This window comes from Synechococcus sp. RedBA-s, from assembly GCF_024345495.1.
Classification (GTDB): domain Bacteria; phylum Cyanobacteriota; class Cyanobacteriia; order PCC-6307; family Cyanobiaceae; genus Regnicoccus_A.
In genome coordinates this window covers 1-26757 of record NZ_JAGQBF010000023.1, presented here as the reverse complement: position 1 = coordinate 26757, position 26757 = coordinate 1, and the positions used below count along the sequence as shown (strand labels likewise).

Below are 26757 nucleotides of genomic sequence, written 5' to 3'. Positions count from 1 at the left end.
ACGCAACAAAACCACGGTCGCCGTCGCTATAGCCCATGGTGGGGCGGAACGACTTGATCCGCCGCGTCCCATGGCCGACAAGGGTGCCGCCGAGCCGGTACTGGAGATCAGCGACCTGGTCGTGAGCTATCCCGGGGCCAGCGGGGCCCCCACGCTGGATGGCCTCAACCTGCGCCTCGGCCCCGGGGACACCCTCGCCCTGGTGGGGCCGTCCGGTTGCGGCAAGAGCACGGTGGCGCGGGCGGTGCTGCAGTTGCTGCCCCCCGGCAGTCGCTGCAGCGGACGCCTGCGGCTGGCGGGCGAAGACCCCCGCAGCCTGAAGCGTCCGGCCCTGCGCCGGCTGCGGGGGGAGGCCGTAGGGCTGGTGTTCCAGGACCCGATGACACGGCTGAACCCGCTGCTGCGCATCGGTGAGCACCTCAGCGACACCCTCTCGGCCCATCGCCCCGGCTGGAAGCGGGCCCAGGTGCGCCAGCGGGCCCAGCAGCTGCTGACGCGGGTGGGCATCGGCCCGGATCGCTACGGCAGCTATCCCCATGAATTCAGCGGCGGCATGCGCCAGCGGCTGGCGATCGCCATGGCCATGGCCCTGGAGCCGGCGCTGGTGATCGCCGATGAACCCACCACCAGCCTGGATGTGGCCGTGGCGGCCCAGGTGATGGCCGAGCTCACCGACCTCTGCCGAGAGAGCGGCAGTGCCCTGCTGCTGATCAGCCACGACCTGGCCATGGCCGGGCGCTGGTGCCAGCGGATCGCCGTGCTCGACCACGGGCAGGTGGTGGAGGAGGCCCCGGCCATCAGCCTGCTGAGGGCTCCGCAATCACCGCTTAGCCAGCGGCTGGTGGCGGCGGCCCGTGCCCGTGAGGGCAGCCACACCCCCGGCGGCAGCGAAGCGGCGCCTCTGCTGGAGCTGGAGGAACTGCGCTGCTGGCATCCACTGCCTTCACCGCCCTGGCGGCAGCGCTGGCTCAAGGCCGTCGATGGGGTGAGCCTGCGCCTGGGGCCGGGCGAAACCCTCGGGGTGGTGGGTGCGTCGGGCTGCGGCAAGAGCACCCTCTGCCGCGCCCTGATGGGCCTGACGCCCGTGCGGGGCGGCCGCGTGCGCCTGGAGGGCCGTGACCTGCTGCGGATGGGTGGGGCGGAGCGGGCCCGGGCCCGCCGTCACCTGCAGATGGTGTTCCAGGATCCGCTGGCCTGCCTCAATCCGAGCATGACGGTGGGGGAAGCGGTGGCGGACCCCCTGCTGATCCATGGCCTGGCCAGCCGCGCAGAAGCCCGCGCCAGGGCCCGTGAGGGGCTGGCCACTGTGGGGCTGGAGCCTCCGGAGCTCTTCGAAAACCGCCTGCCGCGCCAGCTCTCCGGCGGCCAGCAGCAACGGGTGGCCATCGCCCGCGCCCTGGTTCTGGAGCCGAAGGTGCTGCTCTGCGATGAGAGCGTGAGCATGCTCGACGCCGAAGTGCAGGCGGAGGTGCTGGGCCTGCTGCGGCAGCTGCAGAGCCGCCTGGGGCTGGGGCTGATCTTCGTGACCCACGACCTGGCGGTGGCCAGCGGCTTCTGCCAGCGGCTGATCGTGCTCGACGGGGGGCGGATCGTGGAGGAGGGACCCGCCGGGCCGATGCTCGAGCATCCCCAGGCCCCGATCACCCGCCAGCTGGTGGAGGCCTGCCCACGGTTGCCAGCACCCGCCTGAGCCATGCCCGTCGTGCGACCAACCCCAGGGCGCAAGATCCCGGGCCTGCTGATGCTCTTCCTGCTGGCCAACACGATCGGCATCGGCGTGGCCGTGGCGATCTGGATCTACGGACTGGAGATCCAGGCGGTCAATGCCCTGCGCCTGCAGCTGGCCAGCCACCTGCCCCGCTGGTTCGTGCTGCCGCTGATGGGCGTCCTGGGGGGCGGCATCGCCGGAGCCCTGATCAGCGGTGTGGAGCCTGGAGCCAAGGGGTCGGGGATCGTGCAGGTGATGCTCTGGCTCCAGGGGGTGCCGGTGCCCATGGGCTGGCGGGTGGCGGTGGTGAAACTGCTGGCCAGTGGCTTGGCGATCGGCGGCGGCATCCCGGTGGGGCCGGAAGGGCCATCGATTCAGATCGGGGCTTCTTTGGCCAAGGAATCCGCCGATCAGCTCTCAGCCAACAACCGGCAGCAACAGGTGGCGGTGGCCATCGGCAGTGGCGCCGGCCTGGCGGCCGTGTTCCACTCCCCCCTCGGCGGCGTGATGTACACGATCGAGGAGTTGCTCAAGCGCTCCGACGTGCGCACCAACGCCATCGCGGCCTTCGCCAGCTTCGCCACCATCGCCTGGACCCGCCTGCTGTCGGCGGCTCCGGTGGGACCGGCCTGGCTGCGGGAACTGCTGCCGGTCATTCCCTATCCCAGCGGCGTCGAGGAGTTCCGCCTGGTGGATGTGCCGATCCTGCTGCTGCTGGGGGTGCTGGCCGGTGGCCTGGCGGTGCTGTACCAGCGGGGGATCCTGCGGCTGCGCCTGGCCCTGAGGCCCCTGAGGCTGGAGGCCTGGCAGCTGCTGCCGCTGGTGGGTCTGGTGATCGGCATGGGCTGGTCGCTCTTGCCCGGCAGCTTCGACAACCCCGACCGCCTCGACTTCGACGCCCTGCTGGGGTTGAGCACCTCCTCCACCGCCCTGCTGGCCCTGGGGGTTCAGGGGATCGGGACGGCCGTGGCCGTGGCGGCAGAGGCCCCGGGCGGCTTTCTGGCACCGGCGCTGGTGGTGGGAGCCTCCCTGGGCACGCTGGTGCAGCAGCTCTGCCTGCTGCTGTTCTCCTATGCCCCGGCCACCTTGCTCTTCGCCGGCGGCGGCGCCTTCCTGGGGGCCCTCACGCGCACCCCGCTGACGGCCATCCTGCTCACCTTCGAGCTGAGCAAGAACTACGCGCTGCTGCTGCCGATCGGCTTCGCGGTGCTCACCGCCATCGCCGTGGCCGACCAGCTCGAGCGTCTCACCCTCTTCGATGTGATGCTCGCAGAAGCCAACCCGGGCTCCCGCTGAGGCCACCCGGGACCCGGCTGGCCTCAGCGGGAATCAGCTGGCTGGGCTGAAGCGCTGGCGCAGGACGGTGAGCAGGGCGTCGAACACCGGTGGCAGCGGCGCCTCGAAGGCCAGCCGCTCGCCGCTGATCGGATGATCAAGGCCCAGGGCCACCGCATGCAGGGCCTGACCCGGCAGCTCCAGCGGCAACTTGCGGCAGCGGCTGTAGGTGACATCACCCACGATCGGATGGCCGATGTGGGCGCAGTGGACGCGGATCTGATGGGTGCGGCCGGTGTCGAGGCGGAAGCGCAGCAGCGAGTAGTCGCCGAGGCGCTCGATCAGGGTCCAGTGGGTGCAGGCGAAGCGACCCTTCTCCTCGGCCACCACGGCGTACTTCTTGCGATCAGCGGGATGGCGGCCGATGGCCCCCACGATCGTGCCGCTGGAGGCCGTAGGCGCCCCGTGCACCACCGCCAGATACTCCCTGGAAGCCACCCGCTTCTGGATCTGCACCTGCAGCCGCACCAGGGCCTCCTGGCTCTTGGCGACCACAATGCAGCCGGTGGTGTCCTTGTCGAGGCGGTGGACGATGCCGGGGCGCATCTCACCGCCGATTCCAGGCAGATCGGGGCAGTGGTGCAGCAGGCCGTTCACCAGCGTGCCGTCGCGGTTGCCCGGTGCCGGATGCACCGTGAGGCCGGCCGGCTTGTTGAGCACGATCAGGTGGGCGTCCTCATAGAGCACATCCAGCGGGATCGGCTGGGGCAGCAGGTAGGGCAGCGGCTCAGGCGGCGGCATCCACAGCTGCACCTCGTCGTGGAGGCGCAGGGGAGTTTTGGCCCGGCCGGTGACGCCATTGACGCGCACGTAGCCGGCGTCGATGAACTTCTGGATCCGGGCCCGGCTCTGCTCCGGCCGCTGGGCCACCAGCCAGCGATCGAGCCGCATCGGCAGCGGCTTCGGGTACTGGAGCGTCAGCAACTCGCCCACGCCTTCACCGAAGCCCGTCATGCCGGATCAGGGGGCAGCTCCAGGGCGATCGAACCGAGGAGCGAGCGGCGGAAATCATCGAGGAGGCGCTGGGCCATGCGGGCGGTGTCGCCGCTGGTGTGGCGGGCGGCGGCGGCCTCCAGCCAGGTCCAGCCGTCCATGGGCGAGGGCACCGGCACGCCGTAGCGCCCCAGCACGCCGCCGGAGGAGATGCCCGCCGCCGGGTGCTGCTCCAGGGACTCCAGCAGACGCAGGAACGCCACGGCCACGGCCTCGCCGTCGTAGGCGGCCTGGCCGATGTCGTCGCAGAGGGCCAGCAGCAGGGCGGCGCGCTGGTCATCGAGCCGTGGCGGCAGCACCCCAGGGGCATCGAGCAGATCCAGCTCCTGGCCCAGGCGCACCCAACGCAGGGTGCGGGTGACCCCGGCGCGGCGGGCGCTGTCCACCACCTTCTGGCGCACGAGGCGGTTGATCAGGGCTGATTTACCCACGTTGGGGAAGCCGAGCATCAGGGCGCGCACCGGCCGCGGTCGCATGCCCCGACCCGCCCGGCGGGAGTTGAGTTGCCCCCCGGCGCGGATTGCCGCCTCCTGCAGCTGCTTCACGCCCGTGCCCACCTTGGCGTCGCACCACCAGGGGGTCTCACCGCGCTCGCGAAGCCAGTGGTCCCAGGCCTGACGCGCCGCTTCGTTGATCATGTCGCGGCGGTTGATCACCAGCAGGCGCGGCTTGGCCTTCATCCAGCGCTGCAGGCGGGGGTGACCGGTGGCCCGGGGGATGCGGGCATCGCGCACCTCGATCACCAGATCCACTTTGGCCAGCTGGGTGAACAGCTGCCGTTCCGCCTTGGCGATGTGCCCCGGATACCACTGGATCGCGGGGGCCGACAGGCTGAGGCCCTCCGCGGCGGGCGTGGCGATCCCTTCCATCAAGGCACCACCAGCACGGGGCAGGGGGCCAGCTGGATCACCCGCGAGGCGGTGCTGGGCTGATCGGCCTCCATGGACAGGCCACGGGTGCCCATCACGATCAGGTCGGCATTGATCTCATCGGCCACATCACCGATCACAAAGGCGGGCCGCCCCTCCCGCTCGATCACCTCACAGGCCACACCGGCCTGCTCGAAATGGCCGCGGGCCTGCTCCAGCAGCCGCGCCACGGCGGCGGCATCGTGCATCACGCCCTCTTCGGCCTCCACCACGGAGAGCACCACCAGGCGGCTGCCGTGCTGCTGGGCCAGCTTCAGGGCAACGGCCGCCGTGTCCATGGTCTGGCGGCTCTGGTCGATCGGAAACAGAACAGTGTTGAACATGGGTCGCCATCCAGTGGTCGCCATCGCGGCGCGGGGGTTGCACAGAACGCGCCGCCCCGCTTGTCCTAGCGCCCTCCAGGGCCTGGGGCTGAAGGCTGCGGGTTAATCTCTCCCATCCTCAATCTCCTCGAACCCCATGGCGAAGCGATCCCTGACCAGTCTGTCCGCTGCCGATCTGCAGGGCAAGCGTGTTCTGGTCCGGGTCGACTTCAACGTACCTCTTGAAGACAGCGGCGCCATCAGCGACGACACCCGCATCCGCGCGGCCCTGCCCACCATCAACGACCTCAGCGCCAAGGGCGCCAAGGTGATCCTCGCCGCCCACTTCGGCCGGCCCAAGGGCGAAGTGAACGAAGCGATGCGCCTCACTCCGGTGGCCGCCCGTCTGAGTGAGCTTCTGGGCAAGCCGGTCGTGAAAACCGACAGCTGCATCGGCCCCGACGCCGAGGCCAAGGTGGCGGCCATGGCCGACGGGGATGTGGTGCTGCTGGAGAACGTGCGCTTCTTCGCCGAGGAGGAAAAGAACGACACCGAATTCGCCAAAAAGCTGGCGGCTCTGGCCGAGGTATATGTGAACGACGCTTTCGGCGCCGCCCACCGGGCCCATGCCTCCACCGAAGGCGTGACCGAATACCTCAATCCCAATGTCGCCGGTCACCTGATGGAGAAGGAACTGCAGTACCTGCAGGGCGCCATCGATGAGCCCAAGCGCCCCTTGGCGGCGATCGTGGGCGGCTCCAAGGTGAGCAGCAAGATCGGCGTGCTCGAGTCGCTGATCGACAAGTGCGACAAGGTGCTGATCGGCGGCGGCATGATCTTCACCTTCTACAAAGCCCGCGGCCTGTCGGTGGGCAAGAGCCTGGTGGAGGAAGACAAGCTCGAGCTGGCCAGAGAGCTCGAGGCCAAAGCCAAGGCCAAGGGAGTTGAGCTGCTGCTGCCGAGCGATGTGGTGCTGGCCGACGCCTTCTCCCCCGATGCCAACAGCCAGATCACGGCGATCGAGGCCATCCCCGATGGCTGGATGGGCCTTGATATCGGTCCGGATTCGCTCAAGGCCTTCCAGGCCGCCCTGGCCGACTGCAAGACGGTGATCTGGAACGGCCCGATGGGCGTGTTCGAATTCGACAAGTTCGCTGCCGGTACCAACGGTGTGGCCCACACCCTGGCCGAGCTGAGCGGCAAGGGCTGCTGCACGATCATCGGCGGCGGTGATTCAGTGGCGGCGGTGGAAAAGGTGGGTGTGGCCGAGAAGATGAGCCACATCTCCACCGGCGGTGGTGCCAGCCTCGAGCTGCTGGAGGGCAAGGTGCTTCCCGGCGTCGCCGCCCTCGACGACGCCTGAAGCCACTCAGATCTGATCGGCCGGGCCATCACCGCGGCGGCCTTTGGGGGCCGGCAGTCCCAGCCGTTGATACAGGGCCTGGGCCTCCTGGCGGGTCCGGGTCATCAGCTCACGCCTGGCCAGGCGTTCCGTCTGGCGGCAGCTGCTGAGGGCCTTGAGGTCCTTGGCCTCACCCAGGCAGCGCTCCCCCTTCTGCAGGATGGCGATCTGGTCGCTGTGGGCACGCATGGAGAGGGTGCGCTGTCCTTTGAACAGCTCGCTTTCCTGGTTGGGGGTGAGCTGGATGCGGGCTGGAGCCGGCCGGGTGCTGGGGGCAGCGCCGGTCTGGGCCTGGCCTGAGCCCACCTGCAGCAGCATGGCGAGGGCCACGGCGGCGGGTGGGATCAGCGCAAGCTGGGCATTGCGGAGGAATGACATGACGGGCACGTTTGAGACTCAGCCATGTTCTCGTGGCCGGATCACCAGGGTCCAACTGAACGGGCGGAACTGATGACCAGTTCTTTCGTGGCCTTTCTCGGGCTTGGGGCCCTGGGGGCACCGATGGCAGCGAGGCTGCTGGCGGCGGGCTTTGGCGTCACCGTTCATAACCGCACAAGGACGGCAGAGGAACCGCTGGCGGCCGCAGGGGCAGGCAGGGCCGCCACAGCGGCGGCAGCGGCGGCCTCAGCTGAGCTGATCGCCCTCTGCCTCAGTGATGACACCGCCGTTGAGCAGGTGCTCTTTGCGCCAGGCGGGGTGGCCGAGGGCGCGGCCCCAGGTTCGCTGGTGATCGACTTCTCCACCATCGCGGCGGCCACCAGCCAGCGCCTGGCTGCCCGCCTCGGCGAGCTGGGGGTGGGCTATCTCGATGCTCCGGTCACCGGCGGCACCGAGGGGGCACGCGCCGGCACGCTCTCGCTGTTGGTGGGTGGCCCCAGCGACCAGCTGGAGCGGGCCCGGCCGCTGCTGGAGGTGGTGGGCAGCCGGATCAGCCACTTCGGCCCGGTGGGATCCGGCCAGCAGGTGAAGGCCGTCAACCAGATTCTGGTGGCCGGGAGTTATGCGGCCCTGGCCGAAGGACTGGCGCTGGCCAGGGCCCTGGGGCTGCCGCTGCGGGAGGTGTGCGCCGCCCTTGAAGGCGGTGCCGCCAGCTCCTGGGCCCTGCAGCACCGCGCCGGCCAGATGATCGAGAACAGCTACCCGCTCGGCTTCCGTCTGGCCTTGCACCGCAAGGATCTGGCGATCGCCCTGGAGACCGCCGCCGCCGCGGGAGTGGCCCTGCCGATCAGCGCCAGCGTGGCCGGAATCGAAGATGCGCTGATCGCCGCCGGCCACGGCGATGACGACGTCTCCGCCCTGGCCCGCTGGTTCAGCCCGGATCAGGCCCGAGGCGCAGGGCCGCTCAGGGGGTGAGTGCGGCCTTGTCGGCCACCACCCGCACCCGCTTGGTGGTGCTGATGATGCCCTTGGGGTGCACCAGCAGCACCGCCCAGGTCTGGCTGCCGGGCTGCTGGGGCGCCTGCACCGATTTGAACAGGCCGCCTCCGCCGAGGGCCGCCAGTTCCAGTTCAGGGGTTTCCAGGGCGCTGATCTGTTCGGGGGTGATCGCGGCGATGCCACCAGCGGCCACCTCGCCATCGAGCGGTTCATCGAAGACCACATCCACGTCGTAGCGCTGGCCCGTGAGCACCGCGTCCGGGATGATCACGCTCACCGGCAGGTTCGCTTCACCGCTGCGCAGGGTGGTGGTTTCGCGGATCAACTCCTGGCCGTTCAGCCGCGAGCCGTTGGCGCTGAGGGCCAGCAACTGGTCTGCCTGAAGGCTGTAGCGGAATGGGCCTTCGGAGCGACTGCCGCTCACCGCAATCGCCACGGTGGGGCGGCCATCCCGCAGGGGGGTGCCTTGACTCACCCGCCAGCGGGCATCCGGGAAGCGGTCGCGCAGGATCTTGTAGCGCTTCTCCAGACGGGCGGGATCCAGGCCGGGGCCAGACTCCACCAGGGCAGCCAGACTGGAGGCCTGGCCGCTGTTGAGCGCCGCCTCCAGACTCTGGAGTAGGGCCGGAGTCGGCGGAGCGGCCTTGGCCGCCGGCAGCGCCGCTACCACCGAGGCTGCGAGCAACGCGGCGAGGAAAGGGCGGGACTGCGGCATCGGGGTCAGCCATGGCGGCCCTTTTAAGTTAGGCCCGCCCCGGTAGCGCGCCGCGCGCATCAGCGAAGCTCCATGTCCAGGCTCCTGATCGCAGCCAGCGGCACCGGCGGGCATCTGTTCCCCGCCCTGGCGGTGGCGGAAGCCCTGCCCGACAGCTGGCAGGTGCAGTGGCTGGGGGTACCCAACCGCCTCGAGCGCGAGCTCGTGCCCAGCCGCTACCCCCTGCACACCATCCGAGCGGGGGGACTGCAGGGCAAGGGGTTGCGCAAGCTCTGGCAACTGCTGCGCCTGATCGCCTCCAGCGTGGCGGTGCGGCAGTTGATCCGCCGGGAGGGCATCGACCTGGTGTTCAGTACCGGGGGCTACATCGCCGCGCCGGCGATCCTGGCGGCCCGCTGGTGCGGGGTGCCGGTGGTGCTGCATGAATCCAACGCCATCCCAGGCCGGGTCACCCGCCTGCTCGGTCGGCACTGCAGCCGGGTGGCGGTGGGGCTGCGGGAGGCGGCGGAGCGGCTGCCCCAGTGCCGGCCCCTGGTCACGGGCACACCGGTGCGTGCTGAGTTCCTGCGGCCAGCGCCCCTGCCCGCTTGGGTGCCCGATGGAGACGGCCCCCTGGTGCTTGTGATGGGCGGCAGCCAGGGAGCCCTCGGCCTCAACCGCATGGTGCGGCCCTTGGCGGCGAAGCTGGCGGCCGCCGGCTGCCGCGTGGTGCACCTCACCGGCAGCAGCGATCCCGATGCCGGCAGCCTGCGCGTCCCCGGTTACACCGAGCGGCCCTTCAGCGACGAACTGCCGGGCCTGCTGCAGCACGCCCAGCTGGCCATCAGCCGCGCGGGGGCCGGCAGCCTCAGCGAACTGGCCGTCTGCGGCACGCCCACGATCCTGGTGCCGTTCCCCCAGGCCGCCGACCACCACCAGGACGCCAACGCCGAGGCCGCCGCCGCCGTGGGGGCCGCCGTGATCGTGTGGCAGCACGCCCCTGAGCACCATGCCCTGGAGCAGGCGGTGTGGCGGCTGCTGGGTCCGCGGCTGCGCGGTGCCAGCGGCTCCCTCGACCCCCTGAACACCCTGAGGGCGGGCATGGAGCGCCTGGCCGTGCGTGATGCCGATCAGCGGCTGGCGGAGCTGCTGATCGAGCTGGCTGGCTAGCGGCTGATCTCCTGCCGCAGGGCCCGCAGCAGGCGGCGGTTGTTGCGCCGGTCCTGCAGAGCCACCCGCAGCCAGCGCTCCCCCAGGCCCTCAAAGGAGCGGCAGTCGCGCAGCAGCACCCGGTGGCGGCACTCCAGCTGCTCGCGCAGGTCCACCAGGGAGTGGTCTGAGCGCAGCAGCAGAAAGTTGGCGGCAGACGGCAGCGGCGTGAGGCCTGGCAGCTGCCGCAGGCGCTGCTGCAGCCAGGGGCCCTCCGCCGCCACCCAGCGCTGCACCCGCTCCTGCCAGCGCCGATCGCCCACCAGCACCTCCCCCACCGCGGCCGCCAAACCATTCACCGGCCAGGGGTCGCGCCAGGCGGCCCAGCGCCGCAGCCGGGCGGGATCGGCCACGGCATAGCCCAGGCGCAGGCCGGCGATCGCCAGCAGCTTGGTGAGGCTGCGGATCACCACCAGGTGGGAGTGGCTGGCCACCAGCGGCAGCAGCGACTGACTCTCCCCAGCGGGCACCAGGGGCAGGAAGGCCTCATCGACGATCACCAGCGCGAAGCGCTCCAGTAGGGGCTCCAGCGAGGCGCGACTCCAGAGCTGGCCCGTGGGGTTGTGGGGATTGGTGATCCAGAGGGCCGAGTCGGCACCGGCCGGAGGCGGCGGCAGGGGCTGGGGCCAGGCCACGGTTCCCGGCTGCGGCAACGCCAGCGGCCAGGCGCTCCAGGCACCGCCCCAGCAGGCCAGGGCCCGGGGGTAGTCGGCGAAACCGGGTGTGGGCAGCAGGCTGGGGCCCGCAGCGGCCGCATCGCGGGCCAGCCAGGTGAACAGCTCGGCGGCCCCGTTGCCGGGCAGCACGGCGGCCGGATCGAGCTGGTGGTGGGCGGCAATGGCCCGGCGCAGCCGCAGCTGCTCGCGATCGGGGTAATCCCGCAGGGGCGAAGGCCGGCCTGGTGGCGTGCTCAGCACGGCCTGCAGCACCCGCCGCACGGAGGCCGGAGGGCCGAAGGGCACCAGGGAGGCGCTGGCATCAAGCAGATCGGCAGGGCGGCAGCCCAGCCTCCGGGCCACGGCCTCCAGGTTGCCGCCATGGCGCTCGGGTGACAGCAGATCCGGAGGGACAGCGCCCATGCCAGCACCAGCAGGCCCTCCAGCGTGGACCAGCCAGGAGCCCAGCGGCTGGTGCTGCCGGCAACGACCCATTGGTGAGGAGCTCGCCATAATCAGCGCCTCGAAAAGAGAGAACGGTGGGCAAGGGCTGGGGCACGGCAAAAGGGTTGATGCTGGGCCTCACGGCGGCAGCGACCCTGCTGGCTCCAACGGCACACACCGCCCCTTACTGCCTGGCAGAACAGCGTTTCTTCAGCCAGGGACCGCAACCGCCCGACGCCTCGGTGGAGCGGGTGAACGGGCTCAACATCCAGAACTGCTCCAGCGGCCAGCCCTGCCTCAACCAGCTGTTCGCCGGGATGGTGGGCCTGGAGCCCTTGCCGGCCGCCTACGAATGGAAGAAGATCGGCCGTCGCCTGTGCATCGAGCCCCGCGATCTGAAGGCGTCCCCTGCGGCCGCCCGCTGAGTCCAACCCCATCACCCCCTCCGGCATGGCGCCACAGCTGCGATTCCATGGCCCTCTACTGAGGGGAGCCCTGCTGCTGGCCACCGGCGCCCAGCTGCTTGGCCCAGCGGTGCACGCCGCCGAGGCCGACGATGTGATGCGTCTGCTCGACAAGAAGGCCTGCTCCAGCTGCCGGCTGCAGGACGCAGATCTGGTCCATGCGGACCTGCGCGACGCCGACCTGAGCAAAGCCCAGCTGCAGCGGGCCAACCTCAGCCGTGCCCAGCTCGATGGCGCCAATCTCCAGGGGGCGAATCTCACCTTCACCTCGTTGCTGGGGGCCTCCCTGCGCGGCGCCGACCTGCGGGGTGCCCAGCTGGAGGGCACCGATCTGCGCGAAGCCGATCTAAGCGGCGCCTTGCTCGATGTGGACGGCTTGGCCCGCAGCCACTGGAAACGGGCGGTGGGGGTGAATCCCAGCGCCAGCAGCTACGCCGATCTGCACAATTCCGGCGTGGAGGCGGCTCTGCAGGGCCGGGCGGGCGAAGCGGAAACCTATTTCAACCAGGCGATCCTGAAACAGCCCGATGCGGCCATGAGCTGGCTGGCGCGGGGCATCAGCCGGGCTGAGCAGGCCAAGCGCGAGCAGGCCGCCGCCGACTTCACCTACGCCGCCAGCCTGTTCGAGCAGCAGGGCAACACGGTGGTGGCCAAACAAGTGCTGCAGGGCGCCGAACAGCTCAAGAAGAACCCCCAGGGCGGCGCCGGCGGCAATGGCTGGGGTGGCCAGTTCATGCAGAGCGCCGCCTCGATCTTCCAGCAGCTGGCACCACTGGCGATCAAATACTTTGCTCCGCTGGCCTTTTGATCACTGGAACTTTGGTCTTTGGACTCAGGGGCTGTAGATCAGACGGCGGGCATCCTGGGTGGAGGGGGTGTAGCCGTAGCCGTAGGTGCCGCCCTGCTCGTCATCAATGATGCGGGGAGTCACGAGGATCACCAGTTCGTTCTTGAGGCGGGAGCCGTTGGTCTTGCGGAAGAACTGACCCACCAGGGGCAGATCACCAAGGATCGGCCATTTCGACACTTCCTGATTGTCATCCTCGGAGATCACACCGGTGAGGATCAGGGTCTGACCATCGCGCACACGCACGCTGCCGGTGTCGAGGCGGCGCAGGCGCAGGATATCGATATCGCCGCAGCCCGGCACTGGCTGCCGGTCCACCACACCGGAAATTGCCGGAGAGAGCGTGAAGGTGACGAAGCCATTGTCGTCGATTTTTGATATTCGCGCCCCAAACGTGAGGCCAGCCGTGCTGAACGTGGGCTCGCAGCTGGTGCCCACATTGGCGGTGTTGGTGACTTCATAGGCCGACACCACCTGGCGACCCACGGTGACGAACGACTCATTGGCCCGTGAGCGGCCGATCGTGGCGGGGCTGAGGCCAGAGGTGTCGCCAGCCTGCCCACCAAGACCACCTCCTCCAACATTGGCGCCGCCCTCGATCAGCTCAGGATTCTCACTGAGAATCAGGGTGGGGCTGGCCAGCACCTTGGCATTGCGTGACACGATCTGAGCCTGAAGGAAGCTGAAGAATTCGTTGTCGGGGTAGTTCAGACCGGGGTTGCGACGGCGTGAACCGGAATAATTCTGGAAGGAATCGGTCACCGTGTCCGAACCCGAACGTGAATTCCTTGAGCCCGTGTTGCCCGAGCCCGACTGACTGGTGGAGCCGGAATTGCTAAAGCCGCCGCGGCTGCGAGCGATGTTCACACCGCTGTTCACTTGGGATGAAACGATCTGGGAAATTCTGGACGTGAGGTCGTCGGTGATGGTGCGAGTATTTTCTCCGATTGGGACGATGCGATATTCCGTATCGGTGACGGTGATGAAGCGATCTCCAGGAGTGGCCGCTCCGGGATTGAAATTAGGATTGGGGATGAACCGTTCCACCTCAAAGGGGTCAATACGCGTGCCAGTCTCACTGAACAGCTGACGGTTCACATCGCTGATCTGACTCTGATCCAGCGAACGGCCGTTATTGAGCGAAAGCGTGAGATCTTCGCTGAACGATGAATCACTTCCAGACCCCGAATTGTTCTGCGATTGAGAATTGGAGGTGGAGCCCGAATTGGAGTTGTTTCCGGTATTTCCCACTGTGCGCGAGGAGCTGCCAAAGCTTTCCCGGGTGTTTTCAGGCGAAAAGTCTGCTGCGTTAGCCGGCAAATTACGCCCAAAAGCTGCCAGCAACCTGCCGCCATCATTCACGATGAAGTTATTCCCAAAGCGGAAGGCGAAGCTATTGTCGATCTCGGTGTCGTTCGTGAGGGTTACATCGAGAATTTTCACCGACAACGCCACCTGGCGCTGACGCAGATCCAGCTGCTTGAGGTATTGCTCGCCGATGGCCACCAGCGCAGGCTCTCCCACGATCGTGATCGTGCCCAGGCGTGGATCGGTGGTGGCGCGCAGCCCCACCAGGGGGCCGGTTGATGCTCCGAAAGCCTCCACGGTCTGCTGAGTGGAGGTGGTGCTCTGGGAGGTGGCGGTGAGGCCGGTGCCGGCAGGCTGAGCCCCCAGGGGAACACCCTGGGACACGGCCGTGGTGACCGACGTGGTTTTGGTGACCTGGGCCCCGAGGTTGGCGAGGTAATCCGCCGCTGAATTGGGTGACACCTGGTTGAGGCGGTACACCTTCGACATCTGCGGGCCGATCGTCTTGCCCAGCACATCGGATCCCACCAGGATCGTGTTGCCCTCTTTACGGGCCTGAAGCCCGGAGGAGAGCAGCACGAAGTTGAATGCCCTCTCATAGGGCTCGTTCTGGAACGCCACCGTCACCGGGGCGGGCGCCTGCTTCATGGCGGCCGCGGAACCCAGTCCATTCGCCATCGAGGCATCCGAGAAGGCGAAGCCATACCCCCCCATCTGCGCCAGCACCATCAACACATCGCGCGGGTTGGCGGCCCGAGTGGTGAGCGTTACGGGAGGGCCGTAGAGGCTGAGGTAGCCGCGGTTGCGGATCGTCATCGTGCCCACGGCGATGTCGCCCGAGGGGGGAGCCACCGCCCGGGGCCGCAGGGGCGGCACAAAAGGCATCGTGGGCACCCGTGCCGGCGCGCGCAGATCCACTCGAGCCGTCTGGCTCACGGGAAGCTCCGGAGCGTTGAAGCGCACCGTGAGATCACGGCCGTCGCTGCTCACCAGCGGTGTGCCCAGGTTGCGCCCGGGCATGGGCGTCACCTTGAGCTGGAATTCCGTGCCGGTGCCATCGAAGGTGATCGAATTCACGCCGGCGTCAGTCATCGAGAGCGACTGGCGGCCGGCCTTGAGCCCGCGGATCTGCGAGGTGCGCAGCTCGCCTAGCCACGTCTGGCCCTGCATCTGCTGGCGCAGGTCGCTGCCGGTGCCCGCGTCCTGGATCACCAGCTCCAGGGCATCGGGCAGGCGGCGCAGCTTCAGCTGCAGTCCGTCGGAGCGAATGGCTGCCTGGGCCAGCACTGGAGCCGGGGTCACCGCCAGTGGCAAGGTCGCCAGCAGGATGCTGCTGGTGGCCAGCCACAGTCCGCCGCGGAATCCAAGACCAGCTGAGCCCATCAACGCATCCATCACGTCGGGATGGTATGGGGTGTGTTCTGTAAACACCAGATGACCAAATGCAACTGTGGCCCCTGCCTGCTCATTGGGGTGGAGCCGGGGGTGCCGGGGCAGCGGGACTGGCGGCAGGTGGTGGTGCCGCGGGCGGAGTGCCGGCAGGCGCTGGGGCCGTGGCTGCCGTAACCGCTTTGACAGCGGGCTTGAGGGCAGGGCCCTCGCCGTAGAGCGCCAGGTTCAGCTTCAGCACCACCTTGGGAATGGGCGGCACTTGTCCCCCGGGCCTGTTGGCGACCGGCTGGGCCTGGGCGCGGATGGCTTCCAGGTCGAGGTTGAGATCGCTCTGGGCCACCAGCAGGCTGAGGCGCTCCAGGCGGCGCAGGAACACCAGCAGGTTCGGGTAGCGCCCGCGAGCGCTCAGTAGCAGGGTGGTCCTGCGCAGGCCATCGGCCTCTAGGGGGTCCGGTGGAGGTGCCGCTTCCTTCTCCTGGCCGCCGGGAGCTGGCTTGCCCGCAGCGGCCGGGGCTGCTGCTGCCGTGGGCGCCACAGGCTCGAACACATCGAGCTGCACGCCGGTGGCCGTGGCCTCGCGGTTCAGCTGGGCCAGGAAGGTACTGATCTGACCACTGCCGGCGATCAGCTTCAGCAGGCTGGAGCGCTGACCCTCCACAGTCTTGACCTGATCGAGCTGGCGTACCCGCTGGCCCCGCAGCAGTGGCAGCCGTTCGTTCATGCCCCGCAGCTCATCGAGCTGGAGTTGATCCCGGCGCAGCTGACTCCAGGGCTGAAACACCCCCACCACGCCCACCAGACCGGCCAGCACCAGACCAGCCGCCACGGGCAGACCGATCAACAGACCGTTGCGCAAGAGCAGAGACCGGGGCGGCGCGCCCTGCTGAAGGTTGGTCATCGCAGCAGGCCCTCCTTCTGCAACAGCTCCAGACGGCGGGCCATGCCGCCGGCACCCAGCTCCTGCAACTGCTTCAGCTGGGCTGTGCTGGCCGGCGGGGGACGGAAGGCGGCACTGAGCTCAAACTCCACCAGGCCGCTCTCCGGCCCCTTGTTCGGCTGGTTGGGATCGGTGTCGGTGCGGATCGCGCGGCTGAGGTTGACGCTGGCTGGATCGGTCAGCTCAGACGTTTTGAGGCGCAGCACCAGGGCATTGATCCGCTCGAACGCACCGGGGTCAGCGGTGCGGCCCTTGAGCTGCAGATCGTCCTTGCCCACCACCACCGATGTGAGCTGCAACTCGGCCGGTGTGCGGCCGGCCAGGTCGGTCATCAGGGCAGAGCCAGAGCGCACGGCCACCAGTCCATTCACCAGCTCAGCATTTCCTTTGCTTTTGCGCTCCAGGTTGCCCTGATCGGCAGCCAGTTCGGCCTCGAGTGTCTCCACCTGGCCCCGCACCGGCGCCAGCCGGGTGAGCTCCTGCTCCAGCAGCAGCCCCTGCAGCTTCAACAGCAGCGTCACGCCAATGGTGGAAAGCACGATGGCGCCGCCGATGGCCGATCCGATCAACAGCAGCCGCCTGGCGTCGGGCGGCCTGGGCGGTTCCGCAGGCAGACCCAGCTCCAGCCGCCGTTCCCGCAGCAGGTCAAGACCAGGAAACATCGGGCTCATCGCGCCGCCTCCGCTTGCATCAGTCCATGGAGGCTGGCCAGGGCAGAACCTGGCGGTGGCGGCTCATCGTCGTCGTCCGGGGGCAGGGCGATCCAGCCAAGGGCCACCGGATCGAGGATCTCCACAGGCCAGTCGCCCCTGCCGCGCAGCTTGTCAGCCAGCAGGGGCAGGTCTGGACTGGAGCCCGTCAGCCAGAGGCGAACACCGATCACGCCTGGATCCCGGCCGCGCCAGTAGTCGATGCAACGCTCCAACTCATCCTCGAGGTCGGACAGCGACCCTTTCAACTGATGGCCGTACTCCGGCACGCCGTGGCGCAACAGGGTGAGCCGCGCACCCCGCTCTTCCAGCACCACCAGCACCTCGAGCAGATCAGGCTCGGCCCCGTCGAGCAGGGGGGCCAGGGCCCTCAGTTCGCACACCTGAGTCGCTTCCAGCCGCTCCAGCTGCACCCCGGCAATGTCGAACACCTCAATCCAGCTGAGCACCCGCTGGCGCGGGACACTCACCAGCAGCGAGGAGCAGGCCCCAGAGTCCTGCTGGCCAGCACCCTCCAGCGGCAGGAGGCTGATGTAGGCCTGGGAGAGGTCATAGGGAAGCCCAAGGGTGGGGTCGATCTGGCGCAGGGCCTCGTCCGCTGACTCGGGCCAGTCGTCGAAGGGCCACTGCACCACCCTCCAGGCACAGGCGGCGGCGGGAAGCACCGCCAGCACCTCAGCGCCCACCAGGCCCAGTTCCACCAGCAGATCCCCGATCAGATCGCCGAGGGCCATCACCTGCTGGGGATCACCGGCGGAGCAGGCCCCCTGCGGCAGGGGCACCCGCCTCAGCAGGTCCAGTTGAACCGGCTGGCCCCGTCCCTTGGTGGTCAACACCGTGACCGCGTCATCCTCAAGAGCCAGCCAGACCCGGCGAGGAAACAGCCGGACCTTGAGGGGTTGTAGCTGTTCCTGCACGCCGGCAAGGACCAATCGTCACGTCCTGGAAACCCGCTGCAGCGTATTGGCCTCACGCCGTTTGCGCACCTCCGCGACGCCCCGTCTGCAGAGGGGGACAGGACCAGCACTCAGCGCCAGGGCAGACCACTGCCCACCACCTCACTGAGGTGGCTGCAGCCATGACGATCGAGCTGATCGCCGAGGCCCTCGAGAATCGCCGGCACCAGGCCCGGACCCTGGTAAATCCAGCCCGTGTAGAGCTGAATCAACGAGGCTCCCGCCGTGATCCGCTCCCAGGCGGCCTCGGGGGAATCGATTCCGCCCACGCCGATCAGCGGCAGGGCTGGACCAGCTGTGACCCGCAGGCGCCGGATCACCTCCAGGGCGCGGCCGCGCAGGGGGGCGCCGCTGAGGCCTCCGGCTTCCTCGGCCAGGGTCCGGCCGGTCTGGGGCAGGCGGCGGTTCTCCAGCCCCAGCCGGTTGACGCTGGTGTTGACCGCGATCACGCCGGCGAGGCCCTCCTCATAGGCCAGGCGAGCAATCGTGTCGATGGCGTCGTCTTCGAGGTCGGGGGCGATCTTGACCAGCAGGGGCGGGCAGGCCGAGAGGCGCCGCAGGCGCTCCACCAGGCGGCGCAGCTGCACGGCGTCCTGCAGGTCGCGCAGTCCGGGGGTGTTGGGTGAACTGACATTGATCACCACGTAGTCGGCCAGCGGCGAGAGCAGCTCCAGGGAGGAGGCGTAGTCGTCGGGGGCCAGCTCCAGGGAGGTGATCTTCGACTTGCCCAGATTGAGACCCAGCACCGCAGGCCGCTGGCCCGGCAAGGGCAGGCGCTGGCGCTCCAGGTTGCGCTTCACCCCCTGGGCGCCGTCGTTGTTGAACCCCATGCGGTTGAGCGCGGCCCGCTCCTTCGCCAGACGAAACAGCCGAGGTCGCGGGTTACCCGGCTGCGGGTGCCAGGTGATCGTGCCCAGCTCAGCAAAGCCGAAGCCGAACAGATGCCAGATTCCCGCCGCCACGGCGTTCTTATCGAAGCCGGCGGCCAGACCCAGCGGATTGGCGAAGCGGCAACCGAAGAGGGTCTGCTCGAGGCGATGGTCACGCCGTTGCAGCTCAGCGCCGAGGCCCGCCAGGCTGCCCGACACCAGGGGCCAGTCGCGGCGCAGGGAGGCCTGAGCCAGGGCGGCGAGGGTGAGGCTGCTGAGCTGCTCGGCGTCAGCCCCCTCATCGCTGGCCAGCAGCGGTCCCACCCAGCGGCGGTAGAGCGAGCCCGTGCTGGTGCCGGCTGCGGCAGCTGAGGAGGCGCGCTCTGATCGCTCCAGAATCATGGGGACTCCTGCAGGACGGGCTCGGCGCGCTCCAGCCGCCAGCGGCCCTCGCTGGTTGGACTCACCCGCCAGTCGCGCCAGATCCAGGGGCCCTGCCGCTCCTGCAGGCGGGCCAGGGGCTGCTCCACCAGGCGGGCCAGTTCAGCGGCCGTGAGGGCATAGCCGCCGCTGGCGAGGCGATCGGCCACCTCAAGGCGGGTGAGCAGCTCGCCGAGCGCCGCGGGGGCCGGCTGATCGAGACCGCCACCATCCTCTTCAGATCCAGCACCTTGAGAATCAGCAGCTCCAGAACCACCACCCCTGGACTGGGCCAGCTCGGGGAAGAGGCCGCGGGAGTAGGCCACGGCGATCGCATCGCAGCGGTCGTTGTCGGGATCACCGCTGTGCCCTTTGACATGGGCCAGGCTCAGGCCCGGCAGGCGTGCCCGGTCCAGCTCCTCCCAGAGGTCGCGGTTGAGCACGGGTCCGCCGGAGGCGGTGCGCCAGCCCTTGCGCTTCCAGCCCGGCAGCCACTTGGTAAGGCCATCGATCAGGTAGCGGCTGTCGGTGCGCAGGCGCAGATCAGGGTGAAGCGGGAGCGTCTTCAGCTCCTCCATCAGGGCCAGGGCGGCGGTGAGCTCCATGCGGTTGTTGGTGGTGGCGGCGGCTGCCCCCCCCAGCTCACGCACGCTGCCGTCCTCGAAACGCAGCAGGCAACCCCAGCCCCCGGGGCCGGGATTACCACGGCAGGCACCATCACAGGCGGCCGCCACCACCCGCGGCGGTTCAGCAGCCACTGGGCAATCCGGGCATTGTTCGATAGACAGTGGTGCCGTAGACCGTGGTGACGATGTTGGAACGCATGAAATCCACCATGCAGCGAACCTACCTGGCCCTTGCGGGGGCTGGTCTGGCCGCCACCACGCTCCAGGCCGTCACAACGCCCCTGGCGGAGGCGGCCGGGGTCTTCGACAGCCAGTCGGTGGAGGCCTCGCGGTTTGCGGTGCTGGCCAAGCCGGTGGGCTTCGCCGACTGGTCGCTGCTGCTGATCGAGCAGGCGGCCAATGGCCAGCCCTGCTGGCAGGCCAGGCCCGACGGCCTGGTGGACGCCTCCATGAACCGCTTCGACTCCAAGGAGATCTGCACCAGCTACGCCGGCAGCAACGCCTATTCCCTGCGGGTGGCTGGCCAGGATCTGGCCAGCCGCTACCGCCTACGCCTCAGCCAGGTGGGCAACGAGCTCCAGCTGCAGGCCATGACCCCGTCAGACACCACCCTGCTGCTGCTGGGCCGGGGCCAGGTGAACCGGCGTGATCCCGAGGGGTTCGTGCCGATCAAGCTCGAGAGCGACTGGCAGCTCAACCGCCGCGTCTTCGGCCAGCAGACCCTCAAGCACATCTATTTTGTCGCCAGCACTCCCCTGGGGCAGCTGATCGCCCAGGCTGGGGGTGGGAACCAGCAGGCACAGCCCAGCGGAGGCGGGGCGCCGGGCAGCCTGGGACGCGCCCTGGGCAGTTTGGCCAGAGGCGGCGAGCTGCCCAGCGGTCCGGTCGCCCTGCAGGTGATCCCCTTCCGGGAGTGACAGTCGACACAGCGGCCCTGGCCACTGGCACCCTCTGGATCCGGCCCGTACTCTTGACTCGTGTGAGGAGTGCAGAACGCTCTCCCGGGGTCGAAACGAGGACAGACTCCCGGCATCGTTCCACCTCAAAAGCCTGCCTTCGGCGGGCTTTTTTTTTGGCCACTGCCCCTCAGCCCGAGGTCCTGCCAGCCACCTGCAACCAACTCGGCGGACCCGTTCCCGGCCATCAAAAAGCCGGCCCCGTGAGGCCGGCTGCGCTGGGCGCTGGGTCAAGGAAAGAAGCTGGCGGAGGGCAGAGCCTCCGCCGGGCGCCATCACTTGATGGTGACTTTGCCGCCCACTTCTTCAATCGACTTCTTGAGGGCTTCGGCTTCATCCTTGGTGATGCCTTCCTTGACGGCCTTGGGGGCTGCTTCAACGAGGGCCTTGGCTTCGCCGAGGCCGAGGCCGGTGGCCTCGCGGACGGCCTTGAGCACCTTGATCTTGGAGGCGGCATCGAAGCCGTCGAGGATTACATCGAACTCGGTCTGCTCTTCAACGGCCTCGGCGGCAGCGGCGGGAGCCGCGGCCATCATGACGCCGGCGGAAGCGGCGGCGGACACGTCGAAGGCCTCTTCGATCTGCTTAACGAGCTCGGAAGCTTCCAGCAGGGTGAGGGTCTTCAGTGACTCGAGAATGTCGTCAGTTTTGGTGGTCATGGTTGAGATTCAGCAACAGAGATCTGTGGAAAATTGAACCGGCAGAGCCGGTGGATTTCGCTGGGCTCAGCTGGCGTCGCCGCTGTCGGCGTGCTGCTGGAGGGCCCGGGCGAGACCGGAGGGAACTTCGTTGATGCCAACAGCCAACTTGGTGGCCACCGCATTGATCGCACCGGCGATCTGGGCGATGAGCACCTCCTTGGAGGGCAGCTCGGCAATGGCCTTGATGTCGTTCTGGGAAAGGAGTTTGCCTTCGTAAAGGCCTCCTTTGACATCCGACTTCTTGGTGTCCTTCTGGAAGGACTGAACGGCCTTGACGGCACCACCGACATCGCCCTTGATCAGGACGAAGGCGTTGGTACCGGTGAGCAGGGAGTCGAGTTCCGACCAGGCGCTGTTTCCATCAATGGCACGGCGCATCAAGGTGTTTTTGGTCACCTTGCAAATGCCGCTGTTGGCCTGCAGACGAGTCCGCAGATCAGACATTTCCTTGATGGACAGGCCCTTGTAATCAAGGACCAGCGCCATTTCGGCCTCACCGAGGAGCCCCTTGAGCTCATCGATGATCTGTTGCTTGCTCTCCAGCGTGCGGCCCATGGGTTTGGTACGGAGTTGGGGGAACAAGCCGGGACGCGGCCGCTGCTTCCTCAGCCGGTGTGAACCGGTGGGAAGCCCCGAGGCCGCTGAACGGTGATCCGCCCGGAAAATCCGAACCGAAAAAAGTCGCGTGCACCTCGGCAGGGTTTATGGAACTGGGGCTACTGGAGTCTCCACCGAAGCGGAGACCCTCAAGCCACAGCACTGACCTGCTGTCTTGGGCCGGGCGCGTGCCCGATCCTTCAGCCTACATGGCAGGCCGCCGAATCATCCCGCCGTGCTGAATCAGCCCTCCAGCTTGATGTCCTGCAGAGCCGTGACATCAACGGCCACCGACGGGCCCATGGTGGAGGTGAGGTAGAGACTGCGCCAGTAGCGGCCCTTGGCTCCGCTGGGCTTCTGGCGATCGATCGTTTCCTGCAGAGCCTTGAGGTTCTCCAGCAGATCGTCGATCGAGAAGCTGGCCTTGCCGAAGCGCACATGCACGATGCCGGTACGATCGGCGCGGAATTCCAGCTTGCCCGCCTTGAATTCGTTGATGGCCGCCGCCAGGTCGGTGGCCACGGTGCCGGCCTTCGGGTTCGGCATCAGACCGCGGGGGCCGAGCACGCGGCCCAGCTTGGCCACCTTTGGCATCATGTCCGGCGTGGCGATCAGCAGGTCGAAGTCCATCTGACCGCCGGCGATGGCCTCCACCAGCTCGTCGTCACCGGCGAGGTCGGCGCCGGCCGCTTTGGCTTCGGCCACCTTCTCGCCCCGGGCGATCACGGCGATGCGGATGGTCTGGCCGGTGCCCTTGGGCAGGGCCACGGTGGTGCGCAGCTGCTGGTCGGTGTACTTGGGATCGATGCCGAGGCGGGCATGGACCTCGATCGTTTCATCGAACTTGGCGTTGGCGTTGGCCTTCACCAGCGCGAGCGCGTCGAGCGGCGTGTACTCGCGCTCCTCGACGGTCTCGAGCAGGGCGGTGAAGCGCTTGGATTGTCTGGGCATGGGTTTCAGCGGGGTTCAGGCGACAGACGGTCCGTGGCTGGGGCTGGGCCCGGGGCCAGCGGCGACTGTCTCCCCCGGATGGGGTTGAGTGGTGGTTGAAGCGGAGGTGGCGGAGCTGAGCTCCTGGGCCATCAGTCGCTGATGGCGACGCCCATGTTGCGGGCGGTGCCTTCGATGATGCGCATGGCCGAATCGAGGCTGGAGCAGTTGAGGTCGGGCAGCTTGGTGCTGGCGATCTCCTGGAGCTGGGCACGGCTGATGGTGCCCACACTGCCCTTGGCCGAGGTGGCGGCACCCTTGTCGATTCCAGCGGCCTTGGTGATCAGCACCGAAGCCGGCGGGGTCTTGGTGATGAAGGTGAAGCTGCGGTCTTCGAAGACCGAGATCTCCACCGGAATCACATAGCCGGCCTTCTCCTGGGTGCGGGCGTTGTACTCCTTGCAGAACGCCATGATGTTGACCCCGTGCTGGCCGAGGGCTGGGCCCACCGGCGGTGCGGGGTTGGCTTTGCCGGCATTGAGCGCCAGCTTGATTACGGCAACGACTTTTTTGGCCATCGGCTGGTCTACGGAGGGAAGCGCTGCGGATCGCCTGACCCTTGGGTCGAGGCTTTGGGCGGCGGCGCCGGAACGGTGCCGCCAGGTTGGGCCACCCTCCGCAGGGAGGCGGCCCCGTGGCGATCAGCTTTGCTTGCTGATCTGGGCGAATTCGAGTTCCACCGGGGTTTCCCGGCCGAAGATCGAAAGCAGGGCCTTGAGCTTGCTGCGCTCGCCCGAGACCTCGATCACTTCGCCCTGGAAGTCCTTGAAGGGACCGGCGATGACCAGGATCTGATCACCTTCGGCCAGATCGACCTTGACGACGGGCTTCTTCTCGGCGGCGCGCTTGAAGATCCGGTCGACCTCCTGGCGGCTGAGGGGCCTGGGCTTGATATGGCCGCGGGCCCGGCCGGTGGAGCGGCGCTCCTCCTGGCCCACGAAGTTGATCACATTCGGTGTGCTCCGCACCGCCATCATCGTGTCCTCATCGAGCATCATCCGCACGAGCACGTAGCCGGGGAAGACCTTTTCTTCGGCGGCCTGACGGCTGCCGTCTTTCTTGAGCTTCACCGCTGGGGTCTGGGGAATCTCGATCTCGAGGATGCGGCTGTCGACCCCGAGGGTGATAGCACGCTGCTCGAGGGTGGCCTTCACCTTCTTCTCACAGCTGGAGGCCACCTGCACCGCATACCAGCGGGCCACCATCGGCTTGCCTTCGCGCTCCGCGGGGGGCGCATCGAGGGCGAGCACGTCCACGGTGGCGGCGGCCTCAGGGGCGTCGTCGAGGCTAGCTGCGGTGGCGAGATCGGCTTCGGACACGGGGACGGAGGAGTGGGTGCTCGGAACGAACGGGACGGGAAGGGCCAAGGAGCCGCCGCCTCAGGGAAAGACCTGGGACGACGCCCAGCTGTAGAAGCGATCGACGGCGGCAATGGTGGCGGCCGAGAGGCTCACCATCAAAATCACCGCCACCGACTCACTGAAGAGCTGCTGACGACTGGGCCAGACCACCTTGCGCAATTCCTCCAGGGTGGAGGAGACAAATCCACCGACACCAGCCTTCTCAGCAGGCTTGTGAGCCGGCTCAGGGATGTCGTCAGGGGTGGTGGTGGTGCGGCTGGGAGAATCCAAGGGCGCGGGCGCACCGGACGGCAAGGCGTTCCGGCAAACGAACACCCTAACGGACACCCTTTCAGCGCTTACTCCAGGGGCAGGAAGCGCAGAGTGTCAGCGCCCCCCGGGCCGGCGGGATCGCCGAGACACACGCGCACGCCATGGGCCGTGCGGAAATGGTCCTCCAGCAGCTCGGTGGCCAGGGGGTTTTCGATGCGGCGGCGCAGCACCCGGCGCAGGGGCCGGGCCCCGAATTCCGGCTCGTAGCCCAGCTCCGCCAGCCGGCTCACCACGTCTTCATCGATCTCCAGCTCCAGCCGCTGCTCCCGCAGCAACGCCGCCAGCTCCGCCACCTGCAGGCGCACGATGCGTTGCAGATCGCTGGGCGCCAGGGGGCGGAAGCGGATCACCTCATCGATGCGGTTGAGGAATTCCGGCCGGAACTGGGCGGAGAGGGCGTGCTCCACCGCCGCCTCCAGGCCTGATTCATCGCCGCTGCGGGCACTCTCGAGGATGGCCCGGCTGGCCAGGTTGCTGGTCATCACCACCACGGTGTGGCGGAAATCGACAGTGCGGCCCTGGGAATCGGTGAGGCGGCCGTCGTCAAGCACCTGCAACAGCAGGTTGAACACCTCCGGGTGGGCCTTCTCCACCTCATCGAGCAGCAGCACCGCGTAGGGGCGGCGGCGCACGGCCTCGGTGAGCTGGCCGCCCTCCTCGTAGCCCACGTAGCCGGGGGGCGCCCCCACCAGCCGGGCCACGGCGTTGCGCTCCATGAATTCGCTCATGTCGAGCCGCACCAGCGCGTCCTCCTCATCGAAGAGGGCGGCGGCCAGGGCCTTGGCCAGTTCTGTCTTGCCCACGCCGGTGGGGCCGAGGAAGAGGAAGGAGCCCACGGGCCGGCGCGGATCCTGCATGCCGGCCCGGGCCCGTCGGATCGAGGCGGCCACCGCCGTCACCGCCTCGGGCTGGCCGATCACCCGCTCCGCCAGGCGCAGCTCCAGCTCCAGCAGCTTCTGACGCTCCCCGGCCAGCAGCCGCTGGATCGGGATGCCGGTCCAGCGGGCCACCACATCGGCGATGTCGCCCTCCTCCACCTGCTCCCGCAGCAGCGAGAGGCCTCCGCGCTGGTCGTCGAGGAGTTCCTCCTCCAGGTCGGCGCGGCGTTGCTGCACCAGCTGCAGCTGATCCACCTGCAGGCGGGCCGCCTCCTCGAACTCACCATCGCGCTCGGCCTCGGCGATCGCCAGCCGCAGCTCGTCGTCCTGTTGCAGCAGCTCCCGCAGCTCGGCCAGCTGGTCGCGCTCCGCCTGCCAGCGCCGCTGCAGGTCCTGCAGGTGCTCCAGGGCGGTGCGTCGCTGCTCCTGCAGCGCCACCCGCTCCTCCTGGGAGGCGCCCTCAGCACTGAGCAGGGCCAGCTCGATCCGGCGCAGCTCGAGTTCGGCGGCCTCCACCACCTGGGGCTTGGAGGTCACCTCCATGCGCAGCTGGGCGGCGGCCTCATCGATCAGATCAATGGCCTTGTCGGGCAGGCAGCGGTCGGCGATGTAGCGCTCGGCCAACCGCACCGCCGCCTGCAGAGCTCCATCGGTGATGGTGACGCCGTGGTGGAGCTCATAGCGCTCCTTGAGGCCCCTCAGGATCTCGAGGCTCACCTCCTTGCTGGGTTCACGGATCACCACCTGCTGGAAGCGGCGGTTGAGGGCGGGGTCCTTCTCCACCGTGCGGCGGTAGTCCTCCGGGGTGGTGGCTCCGATGCAGCGCAGCTCACCCCGGGCCAGGGCCGGCTTGAGGATGCTGCCGGCATCCGCGCTGGAGCGGTCGGTGCTCACCACGGTGTGCAGCTCGTCGATGAACAGCACCACGCCGCCATCACTGGCGCCGGCGCCACGGCCCTGTTCGGGCTCCTTCACCTCCGCCAACACGCTGCGCAGGCGTTCCTCGAACTGACCGCGGAACTTGGCGCCGGCGATCAGGGCCCCGAGGTCGAGGGCGATCAGGCGCAGACCTTTGAGGGAATCGGGCACTTCACCGCTAGCGATGCGCTGGGCCAGCCGCTCGGCGATGGCGGTCTTGCCGACGCCCGGCTCACCGATCAGCACCGGATTGTTCTTGCCGCGACGGGAGAGCACCTGGATCAGGCGGCGGATCTCGGTGTCGCGGCCGATCACCGGATCGAGCAGGCCGGAGCGGGCGGCGGCGGTGAGGTCGCGGCCGTACTGCTCCAGGGCGCTGGGCTCGGCCTCCAGGGTCAGCTCCATATCAGCGCCTGGGGCTGGTGGCACCACGGCTGGGCTGGGGGCCGGAGCCGGCCCCCAGCCC

The 26757-nt window shown here is 68.5% G+C and carries 27 protein-coding genes; 8 read left to right on the top strand and 19 right to left on the bottom strand.

Annotation, left to right across the window (positions count from 1 at the left end):
* Positions 1 to 70 precede the first annotated feature (70 nt).
* Positions 71 to 1690: an ABC transporter ATP-binding protein gene (locus KBY67_RS10520; protein ID WP_255110980.1), complete on the top strand. Its 1620-nt coding sequence runs from the start codon at positions 71 to 73 to the stop codon at positions 1688 to 1690.
* Positions 1691 to 1693: 3 nt separating this feature from the next.
* Complete coding sequence (locus tag KBY67_RS10515) at positions 1694 to 3004, top strand: ClC family H(+)/Cl(-) exchange transporter (RefSeq protein WP_255110979.1); 1311 nt, start codon at positions 1694 to 1696, stop codon at positions 3002 to 3004.
* Between the two features lie 33 nt (positions 3005 to 3037).
* Here KBY67_RS10515 and KBY67_RS10510 read toward each other — a convergent pair whose 3' ends face one another.
* The 3 genes from KBY67_RS10510 to KBY67_RS10500 are packed head-to-tail and all read right to left on the bottom strand — an operon-like array spanning position 3038 to position 5288.
* Positions 3038 to 3997, bottom strand: coding sequence for an RluA family pseudouridine synthase (locus KBY67_RS10510; RefSeq protein ID WP_255110978.1), 960 nt, complete (start codon positions 3995 to 3997; stop codon positions 3038 to 3040).
* On the bottom strand, positions 3994 to 4905 hold the full coding sequence (gene ylqF, locus KBY67_RS10505) for a ribosome biogenesis GTPase YlqF (RefSeq protein WP_255110977.1): 912 nt from the start codon (positions 4903 to 4905) through the stop codon (positions 3994 to 3996). Before ylqF ends, KBY67_RS10510 begins: the two co-directional genes overlap by 4 nt.
* Entirely contained in the window at positions 4905 to 5288 is a 384-nt protein-coding gene (locus KBY67_RS10500) for a universal stress protein (protein WP_255111001.1), read from the bottom strand. Before KBY67_RS10500 ends, ylqF begins: the two co-directional genes overlap by 1 nt.
* A 136-nt stretch (positions 5289 to 5424) precedes the next feature.
* On the opposite strand from KBY67_RS10500, the gene KBY67_RS10495 reads away from it, so the two are divergent.
* Positions 5425 to 6630 carry a phosphoglycerate kinase gene (locus KBY67_RS10495; RefSeq protein ID WP_255110976.1) on the top strand — a complete coding sequence of 402 codons (1206 nt, stop codon included), beginning with the start codon at positions 5425 to 5427 and terminating at the stop codon, positions 6628 to 6630.
* A 6-nt stretch (positions 6631 to 6636) separates the two neighbouring features.
* Here the strand turns inward: KBY67_RS10495 and KBY67_RS10490 are convergent, their stop codons facing one another.
* The gene (locus tag KBY67_RS10490) at positions 6637 to 7047 is read right to left on the bottom strand and encodes a hypothetical protein (protein WP_255110975.1); all 411 of its coding nucleotides are present in this window, start codon (positions 7045 to 7047) and stop codon (positions 6637 to 6639) included.
* Positions 7048 to 7119: 72 nt separating this feature from the next.
* Here KBY67_RS10490 and KBY67_RS10485 point away from each other — a divergent pair, with 72 nt between their 5' ends.
* Positions 7120 to 8022 (top strand): NAD(P)-dependent oxidoreductase, encoded by a 903-nt coding sequence (locus KBY67_RS10485; protein WP_255110974.1) that lies wholly within the window; start codon positions 7120 to 7122, stop codon positions 8020 to 8022.
* Here KBY67_RS10485 and KBY67_RS10480 read toward each other — a convergent pair.
* Positions 8012 to 8761, bottom strand: coding sequence for a hypothetical protein (locus tag KBY67_RS10480; RefSeq protein ID WP_255110973.1), 750 nt, complete (start codon positions 8759 to 8761; stop codon positions 8012 to 8014). The two genes, KBY67_RS10485 and KBY67_RS10480, sit on opposite strands and share 11 nt — an antisense overlap.
* 72 nt (positions 8762 to 8833) lie before the next feature.
* On the opposite strand from KBY67_RS10480, the gene KBY67_RS10475 reads away from it, so the two are divergent.
* Entirely contained in the window at positions 8834 to 9910 is a 1077-nt protein-coding gene (locus KBY67_RS10475; protein WP_255110972.1) for a glycosyltransferase, read from the top strand.
* Here the strand turns inward: KBY67_RS10475 and cobD are convergent.
* Positions 9907 to 11028: a threonine-phosphate decarboxylase CobD gene (cobD, locus tag KBY67_RS10470; RefSeq protein ID WP_255110971.1), complete on the bottom strand. Its 1122-nt coding sequence runs from the start codon at positions 11026 to 11028 to the stop codon at positions 9907 to 9909. The two genes, KBY67_RS10475 and cobD, sit on opposite strands and share 4 nt — an antisense overlap.
* 116 nt (positions 11029 to 11144) lie before the next feature.
* Between cobD and KBY67_RS10465 the strand changes: the two genes are divergently transcribed.
* Entirely contained in the window at positions 11145 to 11474 is a 330-nt protein-coding gene (locus tag KBY67_RS10465) for a hypothetical protein (RefSeq protein WP_255110970.1), read from the top strand.
* Positions 11475 to 11499: 25 nt separating this feature from the next.
* Complete coding sequence (locus tag KBY67_RS10460) at positions 11500 to 12321, top strand: pentapeptide repeat-containing protein (RefSeq protein WP_255110969.1); 822 nt, start codon at positions 11500 to 11502, stop codon at positions 12319 to 12321.
* A 24-nt stretch (positions 12322 to 12345) separates the two neighbouring features.
* Here KBY67_RS10460 and KBY67_RS10455 read toward each other — a convergent pair whose 3' ends face one another.
* The 6 genes from KBY67_RS10455 to KBY67_RS10430 all read right to left on the bottom strand — a co-directional run bounded on the left by KBY67_RS10455 (position 12346) and on the right by KBY67_RS10430 (position 19710).
* Positions 12346 to 15063 carry a type II secretion system protein GspD gene (locus tag KBY67_RS10455; RefSeq protein ID WP_255110968.1) on the bottom strand — a complete coding sequence of 906 codons (2718 nt, stop codon included), beginning with the start codon at positions 15061 to 15063 and terminating at the stop codon, positions 12346 to 12348.
* Positions 15064 to 15133: 70 nt separating this feature from the next.
* Positions 15134 to 15958, bottom strand: coding sequence for a hypothetical protein (locus KBY67_RS10450; RefSeq protein ID WP_255110967.1), 825 nt, complete (start codon positions 15956 to 15958; stop codon positions 15134 to 15136).
* On the bottom strand, positions 15955 to 16659 hold the full coding sequence (locus tag KBY67_RS10445; RefSeq protein WP_255110966.1) for a PilN domain-containing protein: 705 nt from the start codon (positions 16657 to 16659) through the stop codon (positions 15955 to 15957). The genes KBY67_RS10450 and KBY67_RS10445 overlap by 4 nt, the downstream gene beginning before the upstream one ends.
* A gap of 5 nt (positions 16660 to 16664) precedes the next feature.
* Positions 16665 to 17639: a hypothetical protein gene (locus KBY67_RS10440; protein ID WP_255110965.1), complete on the bottom strand. Its 975-nt coding sequence runs from the start codon at positions 17637 to 17639 to the stop codon at positions 16665 to 16667.
* A 95-nt stretch (positions 17640 to 17734) separates the two neighbouring features.
* A complete protein-coding gene (locus KBY67_RS10435; protein WP_255110964.1) occupies positions 17735 to 18934 on the bottom strand; it encodes a quinone-dependent dihydroorotate dehydrogenase in 1200 nt (399 codons plus the stop codon).
* Positions 18931 to 19710, bottom strand: a complete 780-nt coding sequence (locus KBY67_RS10430; protein WP_255110963.1) for a ribonuclease H — start codon at positions 19708 to 19710, stop codon at positions 18931 to 18933. The genes KBY67_RS10435 and KBY67_RS10430 overlap by 4 nt, the downstream gene beginning before the upstream one ends.
* 53 nt (positions 19711 to 19763) lie before the next feature.
* Between KBY67_RS10430 and KBY67_RS10425 the strand changes: the two genes are divergently transcribed.
* A complete protein-coding gene (locus tag KBY67_RS10425) occupies positions 19764 to 20495 on the top strand; it encodes a DUF3747 domain-containing protein (RefSeq protein WP_255111000.1) in 732 nt (243 codons plus the stop codon).
* Positions 20496 to 20809: 314 nt separating this feature from the next.
* On the opposite strand, the gene rplL is transcribed toward KBY67_RS10425, so the two are convergent.
* The 7 genes from rplL to KBY67_RS10390 all read right to left on the bottom strand — a co-directional run.
* On the bottom strand, positions 20810 to 21193 hold the full coding sequence (gene rplL / locus KBY67_RS10420; protein WP_255110962.1) for a 50S ribosomal protein L7/L12: 384 nt from the start codon (positions 21191 to 21193) through the stop codon (positions 20810 to 20812).
* A gap of 66 nt (positions 21194 to 21259) precedes the next feature.
* Entirely contained in the window at positions 21260 to 21790 is a 531-nt protein-coding gene (rplJ, locus tag KBY67_RS10415; RefSeq protein ID WP_255110961.1) for a 50S ribosomal protein L10, read from the bottom strand.
* A gap of 285 nt (positions 21791 to 22075) precedes the next feature.
* A complete protein-coding gene (gene rplA, locus KBY67_RS10410) occupies positions 22076 to 22783 on the bottom strand; it encodes a 50S ribosomal protein L1 (RefSeq protein ID WP_255110960.1) in 708 nt (235 codons plus the stop codon).
* A 131-nt stretch (positions 22784 to 22914) separates the two neighbouring features.
* Complete coding sequence (gene rplK / locus KBY67_RS10405) at positions 22915 to 23340, bottom strand: 50S ribosomal protein L11 (protein ID WP_255110959.1); 426 nt, start codon at positions 23338 to 23340, stop codon at positions 22915 to 22917.
* A gap of 123 nt (positions 23341 to 23463) precedes the next feature.
* Complete coding sequence (gene nusG, locus KBY67_RS10400; protein WP_399214295.1) at positions 23464 to 24141, bottom strand: transcription termination/antitermination protein NusG; 678 nt, start codon at positions 24139 to 24141, stop codon at positions 23464 to 23466.
* Positions 24142 to 24201: 60 nt separating this feature from the next.
* On the bottom strand, positions 24202 to 24453 hold the full coding sequence (gene secE, locus KBY67_RS10395) for a preprotein translocase subunit SecE (RefSeq protein ID WP_261350717.1): 252 nt from the start codon (positions 24451 to 24453) through the stop codon (positions 24202 to 24204).
* A 68-nt stretch (positions 24454 to 24521) separates the two neighbouring features.
* A partial coding sequence (locus KBY67_RS10390) for an ATP-dependent Clp protease ATP-binding subunit (RefSeq protein WP_255110958.1) occupies positions 24522 to 26757 on the bottom strand: 2236 nt, incomplete at its 5' end.